The 13,019-nt window shown below is 59.5% G+C and carries 11 protein-coding genes and 1 other RNA gene; 2 read left to right on the top strand and 10 right to left on the bottom strand.

Translation table 11 applies throughout. From position 1 onward, the window contains the following. Positions 1-105 precede the first annotated feature (105 nt). From HMPREF2526_RS09490 to HMPREF2526_RS09455, 8 genes are all read right to left on the bottom strand, one after another. A complete protein-coding gene (locus tag HMPREF2526_RS09490; protein ID WP_046647511.1) occupies positions 106-861 on the bottom strand; it encodes an iron ABC transporter ATP-binding protein in 756 nt (251 codons plus the stop codon). Continuing rightward, a complete protein-coding gene (locus HMPREF2526_RS09485) occupies positions 858-1,889 on the bottom strand; it encodes an iron chelate uptake ABC transporter family permease subunit (protein ID WP_070547146.1) in 1,032 nt (343 codons plus the stop codon). The genes HMPREF2526_RS09490 and HMPREF2526_RS09485 overlap by 4 nt, the downstream gene beginning before the upstream one ends. Before the next feature lie 23 nt (positions 1,890-1,912). Next, positions 1,913-2,914: an ABC transporter permease gene (locus HMPREF2526_RS09480; RefSeq protein WP_070547145.1), complete on the bottom strand. Its 1,002-nt coding sequence runs from the start codon at positions 2,912-2,914 to the stop codon at positions 1,913-1,915. A 33-nt stretch (positions 2,915-2,947) separates the two neighbouring features. Beyond that, positions 2,948-3,979 carry a siderophore ABC transporter substrate-binding protein gene (locus HMPREF2526_RS09475; protein ID WP_070547144.1) on the bottom strand — a complete coding sequence of 344 codons (1,032 nt, stop codon included), beginning with the start codon at positions 3,977-3,979 and terminating at the stop codon, positions 2,948-2,950. 174 nt (positions 3,980-4,153) lie between these two features. Further along, complete coding sequence (locus tag HMPREF2526_RS09470; RefSeq protein ID WP_070547143.1) at positions 4,154-5,509, bottom strand: M20 family metallopeptidase; 1,356 nt, start codon at positions 5,507-5,509, stop codon at positions 4,154-4,156. 4 nt (positions 5,510-5,513) lie between these two features. Next, complete coding sequence (locus HMPREF2526_RS09465; RefSeq protein ID WP_070547142.1) at positions 5,514-7,184, bottom strand: AbgT family transporter; 1,671 nt, start codon at positions 7,182-7,184, stop codon at positions 5,514-5,516. Positions 7,185-7,483: 299 nt separating this feature from the next. Beyond that, complete coding sequence (locus HMPREF2526_RS09460) at positions 7,484-7,957, bottom strand: GNAT family N-acetyltransferase (RefSeq protein WP_256374698.1); 474 nt, start codon at positions 7,955-7,957, stop codon at positions 7,484-7,486. A gap of 159 nt (positions 7,958-8,116) precedes the next feature. Next, a complete protein-coding gene (locus HMPREF2526_RS09455) occupies positions 8,117-8,803 on the bottom strand; it encodes a DJ-1/PfpI family protein (protein WP_046647501.1) in 687 nt (228 codons plus the stop codon). An 867-nt stretch (positions 8,804-9,670) separates the two neighbouring features. Here HMPREF2526_RS09455 and HMPREF2526_RS09445 point away from each other — a divergent pair. Then, entirely contained in the window at positions 9,671-10,738 is a 1,068-nt protein-coding gene (locus tag HMPREF2526_RS09445; RefSeq protein ID WP_070547141.1) for an LLM class flavin-dependent oxidoreductase, read from the top strand. 58 nt (positions 10,739-10,796) lie between these two features. Here HMPREF2526_RS09445 and ssrA read toward each other — a convergent pair. Further along, positions 10,797-11,176, bottom strand: a transfer-messenger RNA (tmRNA) gene (gene ssrA, locus HMPREF2526_RS09440). A 211-nt stretch (positions 11,177-11,387) separates the two neighbouring features. On the opposite strand from ssrA, the gene HMPREF2526_RS09435 reads away from it, so the two are divergent. Beyond that, positions 11,388-12,659, top strand: coding sequence for an SLC5/6 family protein (locus tag HMPREF2526_RS09435; RefSeq protein WP_070547140.1), 1,272 nt, complete (start codon positions 11,388-11,390; stop codon positions 12,657-12,659). Here the strand turns inward: HMPREF2526_RS09435 and HMPREF2526_RS09430 are convergent. After that, positions 12,656-13,012, bottom strand: coding sequence for a DUF488 domain-containing protein (locus HMPREF2526_RS09430; protein ID WP_070547139.1), 357 nt, complete (start codon positions 13,010-13,012; stop codon positions 12,656-12,658). The genes HMPREF2526_RS09435 and HMPREF2526_RS09430 overlap by 4 nt on opposite strands. Positions 13,013-13,019: the final 7 nt, after the last annotated feature.

Below are 13,019 nucleotides of genomic sequence, written 5' to 3'. Positions count from 1 at the left end.
TACGCACACCCCCAACAAACAACAAATCCCCAGGAAGACGCATCTTTTGATGCTCGTCCTGGGGCAGTTTTCTGGCTATCGGGCAGTCCACCTGACTGCTAATAGCTAGTGGTAACAGGCCAACAGCCCGTCCGGGCCATCGATAACAGTGATGGGGGTTTCGAAGATGGGCGTGAGAATCTCATCGCGCATGATCTCCTCCGGACTGCCGAAAGAAACGATGCTTCCATCCTTGGCCGCACAAATATGGTCGGCATAACGAGCAGCGAAGTTGATGTCATGGAGAACGATGATGATCGTCCGGCCAAATTCCTTAGCGGCCTTTCGCAGGTGCTTCATCATCTCCACGGAGTGTGAGATGTCGAGGTTGTTGAGGGGCTCGTCGAGAAGCACGTAGTCCGTCTCCTGGCAGAGCACCATCGCCACGTAGGCGCGCTGGCGCTGGCCGCCGGAGAGCTCGTCAAGGTAACGGCTCTCCAATTCACCCAAGTGGAAGAAGTCAATGTAGCGCGAGACTATCTCTTCATCCTCCGCAGTCAGACGCCCCTTCGAGTAAGGGAAACGGCCGAAGCTCACCAGCTGGCGCACGGTCAGCTTGGTAATGAAGTGGTTCTCCTGGCGCAGGATGGAAAGGATCTTCGCCAAGTCCTGCGATTTCGTGGAGGACACGTCGTAACCGGCGACCTCGATGGTGCCCTCGTCGACGTCGAGAAGCCGGCCAATCATCGTCAGCATCGTGGACTTGCCTGCGCCATTCGGCCCAATCAGCGCGGTAATACCGCCGGAGGGGATCTCCAAATCGATGGGACCGATGTTGGTCTCGCCGGAGTAGGACTTCGAAACATTGGAAAGCTTGATCACAGCTTGCCCTTTCGCAGAATGACCAGAAGGAAGACGCTGCCGCCCACTAGCTCAATAATGATGGAGACCACGCCCTGCGCGTAGAAGACGTGCTGCATGAGGAAGTAGGCGCCGGTGAGCACAGCAAAGGCCGTGGCAACCGCCATTGGGAACAAAAAGCGGTGGTCATACGTCTCCGCCGCCTGGTAAGCCAAGGTGGCCACGAGGAAGCCAAGGAAGGTCATAGGCCCTACAAGCGCGGTGCTCGTCGCCATCAGAATGGAGACCAAAATCAACGTGTAGATTGCATTGACCTTGTGGTTAACGCCAAGGTTCGTTGCGGCATCGCGCCCCAGCGCTAGCACGTTGAGCTGGCGGGAGTTCAGGAACACCAGCAGTGTCACCGCGAGGACCAACGGTATGGCGATGGGATAGTACTCGCTCTCCGCATTGTTTACAGAACCGAAAAGCCGCGCGGTGAGTACGTCGAATTCACTGGGCGTGAGCATGCGCTGCATAAACGTCGCCAGCGAGCCGAGGCCGCCGCCAATGATAATGCCCACGAGCAGCATTGCGTGCATGTTGTTGCGGCGGCTGGTCAGCAGCCAGGAGTACAGCACGAGGGATAGGCCCACCATGAGAACAAGCTGCACAAGGAAGGTTCCCATGTTGCGGGCCTGAGTTAGACCGGAGGCACCAAGGAAAAAGATCGTGGCTGTATTAATCGCGACGTACAGGGATTCAAACCCCATGATGGAGGGGGTGAGAATCCGGTTATTTGTCACGGTATGGAAAGCCACCGTAGCCACGGCCTGGCATACGGCGACGATCGCCATGGCGGTCACCGCATCCGCGCGGCGACGCGCGATCAGCCACCACTTGCGGGTACCAAACTCCATCGGGTTGTCGTAGGCCAAAAGCCCGAAGGCGAAGGCCAAACCAGCGACAATCAAGGCGGCGAGGATGATCCAGTACTTTCGTGCCGCCGCAGCAGACTGGAAGCTGCCCACGTTTCGCCGGGCACGTGACGTTTGCACAGGTTCTTTCATCGCAGGAATAGAGATACTTACACTCACTTTGTCGACCTCACGATCAAGACGACGAATACGATAGCACCGACAACACCCAGAATGACCGATACGGGCATCTCAAACGGGGAGATAATGGTGCGGCCAATGAGGTCACACAAGGTCACCGTGGCGATGCCGAGCAGGCAGACCCACGGGAGATTAGAGCGCAGGTCATCGCCGCGCAACATGCTCACTACATTGGGAACGATGAGCCCAAGGAACGGCAGGGAGCCAACGACGACGGTGACAACACCCGTCGCCACAGCGATAAGCCCGGTTCCCAACAGAATCATCCGCTGGTAATTCAGACCGATATTGGTGGCAATATCCTCCCCTAGCCCAGCGACGGTGAGCTTGTCAGCATAGAAATACACAGCCAGCAAAACCAGCAGGACGATCCATAGGACCTCGTATTGCCCCTCATAGACAGAGGTAAAGGATCCCATGAACCAGATTCCGAGCTGCTGCAAGGTATCCGTGGCCAGCGCCACGTAGGAAGATACTGCGCTAACGACAGCGCCCAGCATAATGCCGATAATCGGCACGATGAGTGAGGAGCGCAGCGCCACACGGCGCAGGAACGCGAAAAACACCATGGTTCCCACGAACGCAAAAACCACCGAGATAACCATCTTCACCAGCACGGATGAGTGCGGGAAAAGGATTAGAGAAAAGAGCAGGCCCAGTCCGGCCCACTCGGTGGTTCCCGTCGTCGTGGGTTCCACGAAGCGGTTTTGGGTCAGCAGCTGCATAACCAAACCGCTCATCGCCATCGCAGCACCCGCCAAGACGAGCGCCACGGTACGCGGTATGCGGGTGGTGAAGAACATCGACCAGCCGTCCTCATTGTCGAGGATGCTGTATTCCCCCACCATGAGGGAAAGGAGGAGCAACGCGATGACACCGAGCACGCCGAGGCCTAGCTTCCAGGTCAGCACAGGTCCGCGGGAGTTGCGCGAACCGACAGCTGGGCGCTCGGCCGCAGTGTTGCTCTTCACCGTCACGGTTTAGCCTCCTCCTTCACTGCCGGGGGTCGTTTAGGCTTGGGCCTTTTCGAAGGCGTCGGCAAGCGCGTTCAGAATCTCGGTGTAGGTGATGATGGACTCATCAATGTAGGTGTCATTCGGCGCCACGTAAACGTTGCCTTCCTTCACAGCGGTAACGTTCTTGAGCGCTGCGTTGTCCTTGACTAGCTTCTCACCCGGCGTGACATCCTGGCCTTCCTTGGAGGTGGCAGCGTCGCGGTCCATAACGAGGATCCAATCCGGGTTGGACTGAGCAATAGCCTCAACGGAGATATCGTCACCCTCGTGGTCGTCGGAGGCGTTGGACACCTCCAGGGCCGGGGTCAGGCCCAGCAGCTCAAAGACCGGGCCATATACACGCCCGATATGAGGAGCGATGTAGCCGATTTCACCGCCGGAGGTGTTCACGGCCATGACCTTCTGCTCCGGATTGTAGGCCTTCTTGGCGCGCTCGGCGGCAGCGTCGAAGTCCTCGATGAGCTTCGCGGCATCCTCTTCGTGGCCGAAAACCTGGCCGAGTGCCTCGGTGTGACGCTTGAGCTCGTCGAAGAAATCCTCATCGTCACGCGGCTCGAAGTCAAGCACCGGGACGTCCTCAAGCAGCTTCTCGATGTCCTCTTGGTGTTGCTCGAAACGCTGGCCGTTCCACACGACATCCGGGTCCGCTGCTACGAGGCTTTCGAGGTCCGGCTCCTTGTGGGTGCCCAGGTCAACCTCGACTGTGTCCTTGTTGTAGGTATCACGCAGGGACTTGGGCACCAGCCTCAGCGGTGCGGCAGCAAGGTCAATGTCCCACTGCGCCAAGATAGAGAAGGCGCGGTTATCCGTCACCGCAGGGCTCTCCACCGGAAGGGTGACTTCCTTCGAACCGAAGTTATCCTCCAGGGTAATGGTGGAGGCGTCTGCCGCCGCGGATTCGGTCGACTCAGCGGTCTCCGCAGACTGGCTGGAGGAGCAGCCGGTGAGAGCAAGTGCTGCAACCGAGAGAGTGGCGGCAACTTTGGCGGCGGTCGTGCGCGAGGCACGGCGAGAAAGGTTAAACATAGCTTCCTTGCATATTAGGTGTGGCTAACCACAGTTGGCAAATAAGGACAGCGCCTAACCTAACTCAAGTAAGGCTTACCTTTCAAGCATGCATATGTTTCCTAATTCATGATGGGGGTAGCAAACCACCACCTGCCACCCCGTGACCTGCCTTTTAGAACAAAATATTTACGCTTAGCCTTCCCCCTTCTCCGCGATGAGATCACTCACCGACACTGGCCCTTCCCTATCGAAGTCCTCTCGCGCCGCGCGGCGGAAATCTGGATCCGCCAAGAAATCGAGGGCAACCTGCGCCAATCCCGCCGCCGAATCAACGGCCGCATCCACCGCCTGCGGCGTGGCAGCCCAGCGTGCAAAGTCCTCCGTGTGCAGGGCCACGTCGGTGGGCGATACCTTCACCATCGGATGCAGACCAGGCACGAGGTGAGAGACATTGCCAAAGTCAGTCGAGGCAGCCACCGTATCCGGCACCGTCCCGGCGGGCAGCGCGGTGCGTCCCCGGCGCGCCTGCGTGGCCGACCACCGATCCACCAGCGCCGCGTTGTTGCGCACGGGCAGGGTCATCGGGTGCTCATCCCACTCCACGTCCACCTCGACGCCGGCCATGAGTGCAGCGCCCCGGACGATGTCTTCCACCCTGGCGGACAGATCCATGAGCGTGCGCGTCCCCAACGAGCGCACGTAAATAGTCATCTCCGCCTCGTTCGGGATGATGGAAGGCCGATCGCCACCGCTCATGATGGCGTGTACGCGATCCGAGGGCGGCATTTGCTGCCGCATAAGCCCAATCCCCTGGTAGGCCAAGCTCGCAGCGTCAAGGGCGTTGCGCCCCATGAAGGGCTGGGAGCTGGCATGCGCGGCCACGCCGCGATAACGAACACGCAAGATGCGCCGTCCCACCCAGGCATGCGCGCCGATGTCGTAGCCGAAGCCATGGATCATCACCGCGGCGTCCACGCCTTCAAGACTTCCGCCGCGAATCATGTATTCCTTGCCGGAGTGGCCCTCCTCCGCCGGGGTTCCCTGGAAGAGGATGCGGCCGGACGCGACAGGGGCGTCGTCTAGCACGGCAGTAACCGCCAAGAATCCAGTAACGCCCGCTGCGGCAATGACGTTGTGCCCGCACGCATGCCCAATCTGGGGCAGGGCATCGTATTCCGCCAGGATAGCCACGGTGGGATGCCGCTCGGGGTCGAAATCCGCGCTCTGCCACGAGGCCTCGAAGGCGGTCTCCACACCATAGACCCCGCGGCGCGTCAAAAAGCCATGCTCTTCAACGATGTCCGCGAGCACCGCCATGGAGCGATGCTCCTCGAAGGCCGTTTCAGGGTGTGCGTGCAGGTCCGCGACGATGTGCGCGGCCTGCTGCCGCAGGGCTTCGGCCCGCGCGGCCGCCGCGTCCCAGAGCTTCGCCTGGCCTGGGTAGTCCTCTCCCTGTTTTTCCGGTGGCGCTGCGGACGCCACGCGCTTGGCGACGCCCTCCTCCATCGCCTCCAAATACGCCGTCGATGGATTGTTGCGTTGATTCATGCGTTTAACCAATCATGACGTTGTTGCCCGGTCCCAGCGGAAGGTCCACGTAGAACCAGATGGCCAGCAAGATCGCCCAAGCCGTAAAGAACGGCACCACGAAGGGCACGAGGCGTGACATCAGGGTTCCCAGGCCCGCCTCGCGTTCATAACGCTGGAGGAAGCCAAGCATGACAATCATGTACGGGTTCAGCGGGGTGATGATCTGGGTTGCGGAATCGCCCACGCGGAATGCGCCCTGAATAAACGCCGGCTCATAGCCCAGCAGGGCAAACATGGGAACGAAGACCGCCGCCATGAGAGTCCACATCGAGGAGCCAGAAATAATCAGCAGGTTCAGGCAGGACGCCAGGACGATGAAGGCAAAGATGGCCGGGAAGCCCGTCAACCCGATGGATTCCAGGAAGGCAGCACCCTTCACCGCAGTGAAGGTACCGATACCGGTCCAGGCGAAGAGAGCCACGAACTGGCCCAGGATGAACGCCAGGATAAGGAAGCTCATCATGTCCTTGAGCGCGCCAATCATCATGTTCACAACATCGGTGATGCCCTTGACCGTGCCGACGACCTTGCCGTAGACCACGCCGAGCACCAAGAAGTAGGCGAACACGATAAAGACGATGGAGTTCAGCAGCGGGGACTTGGGCAAGAAGCCGCCCTCTTCATTGCGCCACGGCGATTCCGGCAGAAGAACTGCGAAGAGAATGATGGCGGTGAGGATGACCGTGGCCACACCGGACCAGATGAGACCCTTGGATTCGGCCGGGCGCAGCTCAGCGGTGAGCTCTTCGCCGTTCTCGTCACGGTCACCGCGCTCGGCAGCGTCCTCGGGATCGATGTCTTCCTCGGTGGGGACTTCCTGCTTCCACATGCGCGGCTCGATGACCTTATCGATGATGAAGCCGGCCAGCACACCGAGCACGATGGAAGAAGCCACGTTGAAGTAGTAGTTCGACATCGCATTAACGGGTGCGAACTCGGTATTTGGCAGAGTCTCCATGACTGCGGTCGTAATACCGGCAAAGAGCGCATCCAGGGAGGTGGGCACCAAGGCAGTGGAATAGCCAGCACCCACGGCAGCGAAGCCACCAATCAGGCCCGCGACAGGATGACGGCCCGCGGCCTTAAAGACCATCGCGGCCAGCGGCGGGACGATAACGAAGGCTGCGTCCGCCATAACGGAGGCGGTCACGCCGATAACGCCGACGGCGTACGGAAGCAGCCAGGGCTTGGCGGAACCAAAGAGCTTGCGAATCAACGCCGAGAGCATGCCGGAACGCTCCGCTACGCCCACTGCCAGCATGATGGGCAGCACCGTTACCAGCGGCGGGAAGTTGATGTAGTTCTCACCCATTGTCGTGGTGAACCACGTCAGTCCCTCACCGGTGAAGAGACCCTTCACCGGCTGAATCTCATCCGATCCGGGAACCTTAATCTCCACGCCCATCTTGGCCATGATGGTGGAGAGAACGCCGGTAATGAGGAAAAGAATCAGGAAGATGGTGAAGGGCTCCGGCAGCTTGTTGCCGACGTACTCGACACCGTTGAGAAACTTATCCAGCATTCCCCCGCCGGACTGTTGGCTCGATTTTTGCTCGGCCTTGGCGGGATTTGCTTTCGACTTCTCCGTGGTGCCGGCGCCGCCTTTCGACGCCGTATTGGATGGGCTGTTCATGGGTACTCCTGTCGTAGGGGTCAGTCCCAGTGCTCCACGTCACACTGTTGGAGAAAGGCTACCACGGGAATGTAACTTGGGTAACAAGTATTTTCCTTCTTCGTCACATTTTCCCGGCCAGCCCTACTCCGCTTTCGCCCCGCGCCCCTACACCCCTCACGGGATTCTGATTACGCTCACTGCAAATAGTGGCCCAAAATCGACCGTTTTTAGCACCTTATCTACCGTAAACGACACTGAGAGGTGTCCATTAGCCCTGAGTTGGCAATGATGCTCGCTTTTCACGATTTCGTTGGAGACTATCTGCGCTCCCAACGGACTTCGCCGTCAACGACCTGTGCCGTGGGGCTCATCCCTACATAGGCAGCGACATGCTGTGAGGCTAAGTGCTCGGGATGGATATGAGCGATGAGATGCGTAATGCCTCGCTCCGCAAGATAAGCGCTAAGCAGTTTCACGGCTTCCTTGGCGTATCCGTGCCCTTGCCACTGTTTCCCAATCACCCATGCGATCTCCGTCGCATTACCGCTGCGGGGCACAGTCGCTTGGACGTAGCCTATCGGCTGCTTACTCGAACCGAGGGTGACGATGAGATTGATCCATTCTTCGGTACCGTCGCTCGAGCCGCCTCGGGTTTGGATCGCGTACCGTCGCGCAAGCTCATCAGAAGAAGGCGGCTCACCACCCGTAAACGCGTATAGGGCATGGCCAGAAAGCACGGTAGCCATCTCGGTAGCATCCTCTACACGAAGCGGCCTTAAGTCGATAGGCATCTTCATCGCCATAGTTCACCACGCAAGATTCGATCAGTCACTAGAACATTAACGTTTCTGCTGACGACGAAGTTCCGACCGCCTTCTCATCAAGAGTGCTTCTCATCCACCGCTACACTCACTGCAAATAGTGCCCCAAAATCGACCGTTTTTAGCACCTTATCTACCGTGAGCGTCGTCAGATTGCCCGAATGTTACGTCCCCACGCTCAGCTTCGCCGCCGCTCGAGGGCACCAGCCCGTTTATCCGCGCGAAAGGATCCCACTCGCAATCGCGATGCGGCTCGTATTCCGCAAAGTTGGCGGCATCGACGGCAGCCGCCTCCGAAATGAGCTCCGCAATGAGTGCGACCGTCATATCCATCCCCGCCGCCACACCTGAGGAAGTCCACCGATTGCAGTCCTGCACCCACCGCGCCTTGGGCTTCCAAGTCACGGACTCCCCGAAGGAGCTCGCCCACGCAAACGCACGCTTATTGCTTGTTGCGGCGTAGCCCTCCAAGAGCCCCGCCGCCGCCAGGACCGCAGAACCCGTGCACACGGAGGCAACCCACGGTGCTTGTGCGCCCACCTCACGAAGCCACGCCAGAAAAGATACGTCTTCCACGAGCCGCCGGGTTCCTTTGCCGCCCGGGACGAGGAGGGCGTCGGTCGGCTCAATCTGGGCATAAGAAATCGTCGGAACCACTTCTACGCCCTGCGAGCTGGCAACTGGTTTGCCATCCGGCCCGGCGAAAACCACGGTGACCTCAGGGACGGCTTGAAGCAGTTGGACGGGCCCGAAGACGTCGAGAAGCTCAAAGCCCTCAAACAAGACGACTGCAATGCGGAGAGGTTCGGTATCCATGCGGCCATCCTAAAGCAGGCCGCAACGCCGCCGATTTTGACCTATCTCTCCCGAGCATCCGTAAGCACACGAAGTTGAAGCAAGACCGGATACAGGTGACCCACAACGCCGATAACAAGAAAAACTGCAGCCGCTAACCATCCGCCTGCCGCAGCGCACCATCCAGCGCTACATATATGGAGCAGCAATCCCCATACATGCCCAGCTGCCGACGCTCGCACCGGCCGAAGGGGGTTCGCCCCTTCACGCTTGGCGGACTCTTCTCTGCGCATCGCCAAAATCATGCCGTTCCATCCGATTCGCGTGAGCACAGCATTAAATAGCTCGACACCCCACCGACGGCTAGCAACGCGAGAAAAAGACACACGCCGCCACATCGAAACCGGAATATGGCGCTCCAGAGAATCTCCAACAAAGGGTGCGAGCCCGAACCCCAACAGAATAGCTGTAACTACGAACCCCTCGGAGTTCGCACCAGTTTCATTCGCCACGATATTCAGCCCTAGCACGGCCGCGATAGCCCCAGCGAAAGCGATCACTTCTACCCCCTTAGGGAACTCAAGAAAGCCTGCAAGCGGTTTCACGCATCTTCCCCTATTCAGAACCCCCTAGCGTTTCCCGCCAGACAGCTGTTACGCCAGTTTAGCGGCCCAGCGGGTTACCCCGCCTGGGCTTCTCCGTGCGCAGTCTGCACAGGATCCCTAACCGGCCCTCCGGCTCGGACAATCCCCTGAGCATGCGCGGTTGTATGCTTGACTAGAAGTTTTTCACTTAAGGTTTGAAGCGGAGCCTGCCTTAGGCCGTGACAATCTTCGAGCGAGACACTAATCTCGTTGTTGATACGTCATCAATAGGAGCATTTAACCAATGAAAGCATTCGGATTCTTAAGCTTCGGACACTACGCATTCGGCGGCCAGCGCGGACCGTCCGCCGAAAAAGTCGCGAAGATCCACCTGGACATCGCCCAGGCTGCAGATGAGATCGGCGTGAACAACGCGTCTTTCCGCGTCCACCACTTCGTACCGCAAGCCTCAGCCCCAATGCCGCTACTCGGCGCAGTCGCCGCCACCACCAAGAACATCGAGGTGGGCACCGGCGTGATCGACATGCGCTACGAAAACCCGCTCTACCTCGCCGAAGAGGCCGCCTCCCTCTACCAGCTCTCCGGCGGCCGCGTGGCCTTGGGCGTCTCGCGCGGTGCCCCGGAGGTTGCCGAGCGCGGCTGGGGGGCTTTCGGCTACAAGGGCGAAGCCCCCAACGGCGCGGACGTGGCACGCGCCCACCTCGAGGCGTTCATGGCCGCGGTAGACGGCAACGGGTTTGCCACCGCTGCACCTCTGGACCGCCAGTACCCGAATATGTTCCAACCCGGCTCCGCTCTCCCGGTCTTCCCCATGGCACCGGAGCTGCGCAAACACATCTTCTACGGTTCAGGCACTCACACGTCGGCAGAGCAGACCGCCAAGGACGGACTAAACCTGATGTCTTCCTCCCTGGTTTCCGAGACCACCGCCGCGACCTTGGGTGAGATCCAGGCGGACCAAATCAGCCGCTACCGCGCCGCGTGGAAGGAAGCAGGCCACGACTGGACCCCGCGCGTGTCCGTCTCCCGCTCCATCTTCCCCATCGTGGACGGCGCCGATATGCAACGTTTCGGCATGCACGCCTCAGGCTCCGACCAAGTGGGCGTGCTGCCCGACGCCGGTGCTTCCACCTTCGGCCGCACGTATGCCGCCGAGCCTGACAAGCTCATCGAGCAGCTCAAGGCCGACCCGGCCGTGATGTCCGCCGACACCCTGCTGATCACCATCCCGACCGGCATGGGTGTGGACGTCAACGTGAAGATTCTCGAAAACTTCGCAACCCATGTCGCCCCTGCGCTGGGCTGGCAGCCGAACACCGAGGGGCCGGTCACCGGTTACCCGATCGACTAATCCGCCCCCTTCACACAAGAAACCCGCTGGCCGTTATGGCCAGCGGGTTTGCTGCTATTTGTGGAGCCGCCGGGAATTGAACCCGGGTCCTTCGTCACCTCGCCAGGGCTTCTCCGTGCGCAGTCTGCACAGGATCTCTACTCGGCCCTCCGGCTCGGGCAAACTCGCTCCGGATGATGGGCCCAGTTGCTCTCAAAGTCCCCAACCGGCCGAACAACAAACCGGTCAGGCAAGTTCCTTAGTCGATGCCAGGATCTAGGTCAGGAACGAAACCTAGGCTGACAGACACGCGTCGCTGTAATTAGGCAGCGAGGGCGTAGTCACGCTGAGAGTTCTTCTCTGCGTTTATTGGTTGCTACGACGCTTAACGGTGGTCTCTAGCCTGCACCGGCACGCTTCCCCTGGCTCAATGTACGAAGTCGAAACCAAGTCGACCCCTCATTTACACATTGCTGTGAAAGCTGCGCAGAACGCATCTTTATGCGCCCTACGGTTCGTTCAACGCTACTGCACCTGCCCCTATTCCCGCAAGCTTCACCCCAGGCCACATGAGGCATAGCTTTCATAAGCACCCCCTTGTGATTAGCATCAACTTAAACGCTGTTAAGGTGTGTGAGTCCGATACTCCTACTTTGTTAAAGGCTGCAAAGTGAGCACACATACCGAAACCACCAGTTCCCCGGAAGACGCTAAACGCCCAGCAAGCAACACCGAGTGGGCCATCTCGCTCTTCGGCACCGCCGTAGGCGCCGGCATTCTTTTCCTCCCCATCAACGCGGGCAGTTTCGGCTTCTGGCCCCTCCTCGCGGCCACGATTCTGATTGGGCCGATGACATACTTCTCCCACCGCGGTCTGGCCCGCATGATTTGTGCGTCACCACGCCAGGGCGAGGACATCACCGCAGTGGTCACGGACTATTTCGGCAAGAGCGCAGGTTTTATCATTTCGGTGATTTATTTCTGCGCCATCTTTCCCATCGTCCTCATTTATGGCGTTTCGATCACCAATACGGTCAACAGCTTCATCGTCAACCAATTAAATGGACCCACGATTTCACGCCCGCTGTTGTCCTTCCTCCTCGTGGGCATCATGACCATCGTCTTCGCCTTTGGCCAACGTATGGTGCTGGCCGTTACGCAGTTCTTGGTCTACCCGCTAATCTTCTGCCTCGGCGCACTGTCCATCTACCTCATCCCGCGCTGGGATATCGCCTCCTTCATGGAGGTGGGCAACAGTGATTGGCGCGTCGTCGGTGCTGTCGCCCTCATCATCCCCGTGCTGGTATTCTCCTTTAACCACTCCCCCGCGATTTCCCAGTTCTCCTTGGCCATGGTCGCCGCACACGGCCGCGAGAAGAGCTCCGAGAACGCCTCGCGCGCGCTGGCCCTAACCGCAATCCTGCTCACTGTCTTCACCATGTTCTTCGTGTGGTCCTGCACCCTCACGCTTGGTGCGGACGGCCTCGCCGAGGCCCGCGAGCAAAACCTGCCGGTCCTGTCTTACCTGGCCAACGTCACCGGTGTTCCGGTCTTGGCTTTCCTCTCCCCGATCATCGCGATGATCGCAATTATTTCCTCCTACTTCGGGCACGTGCTGGGAGCTACCGAGGGCGGCAACTTCCTGCTACGCAGCGCCGCTCCGCGCGCCACCGAGAAGCTCTCGGAGAAACAACTCAATTCCATCATGCACGGCATCATCTTTGTCTGTGCGTGGATCGTGGCCATTATCGATCCGTCGATCCTGGGCCTCATTGAGGCCATCGGCGGCCCCTTCATCGCCTCGATTCTCTACCTGCTGCCGATGTATGCCATCCACCGCATCGACGCGCTCAAGCAATTCCGCGGCCGTGCCAGCAACGTCTTCGTCGTCATCACGGGTCTCATCGCCGTCGGCGCCACCATTTGGGGGCTATTCGCCTAGCTCTCCTTTAACCACGCCTTCAACACAGTGGCGTGGTTGACCTCGCGGTCCTTGGCGGCGAAAAGTAGGGTGACGTCGCCAAGCTCAGCAAGCTGGCACAGTTGCTCCAGCTCTTCGCCGTCGTTCTCGTCGAGCTCCGCGCGGTAGCGCCGTGCAAACTCCTCGAAGGCATCGGCATCGTGCCCCCACCACTTACGCAATTCCGGACTGGGCGCGACACTTTTGAACCAGTGGTCATAGGACAGACGCTCCTTGGCCACGCCACGGGGCCAGAGCTTATCGACGAGCACCGCTGCCCCACGCGGCTGCTCATCTTCCCGAATAACGTCATGAACCTTAGCCGTATAAATCATGGCTTCC

The sequence above is a fragment of the Corynebacterium sp. HMSC070E08 genome, assembly GCF_001808895.1.
GTDB classification, from domain to species: Bacteria; Actinomycetota; Actinomycetes; order Mycobacteriales; family Mycobacteriaceae; genus Corynebacterium; species Corynebacterium hiratae.
Note: the sequence above shows the minus strand (reverse complement) of the source record. Positions and strands in the feature narration are given on the sequence as shown.

Bases quoted from the DNA above. Each gene is read 5' to 3' on its own strand.
- HMPREF2526_RS09485 (WP_070547146.1), bottom strand. From the start codon at position 1,889: ATGAAAGAACCTGTGCAAACGTCACGTGCCCGGCGAAACGTGGGCAGC.
- HMPREF2526_RS09475 (WP_070547144.1), bottom strand. From the start codon at position 3,979: ATGTTTAACCTTTCTCGCCGTGCCTCGCGCACGACCGCCGCCAAAGTT.
- HMPREF2526_RS09470 (WP_070547143.1), bottom strand. From the start codon at position 5,509: ATGAATCAACGCAACAATCCATCGACGGCGTATTTGGAGGCGATGGAG.
- HMPREF2526_RS09465 (WP_070547142.1), bottom strand. From the start codon at position 7,184: ATGAACAGCCCATCCAATACGGCGTCGAAAGGCGGCGCCGGCACCACG.
- HMPREF2526_RS09460 (WP_256374698.1), bottom strand. From the start codon at position 7,957: ATGCCTATCGACTTAAGGCCGCTTCGTGTAGAGGATGCTACCGAGATG.
- HMPREF2526_RS09455 (WP_046647501.1), bottom strand. From the start codon at position 8,803: ATGGATACCGAACCTCTCCGCATTGCAGTCGTCTTGTTTGAGGGCTTT.
- HMPREF2526_RS09445 (WP_070547141.1), top strand. From the start codon at position 9,671: ATGAAAGCATTCGGATTCTTAAGCTTCGGACACTACGCATTCGGCGGC.
- HMPREF2526_RS09430 (WP_070547139.1), bottom strand. From the start codon at position 13,012: ATGATTTATACGGCTAAGGTTCATGACGTTATTCGGGAAGATGAGCAG.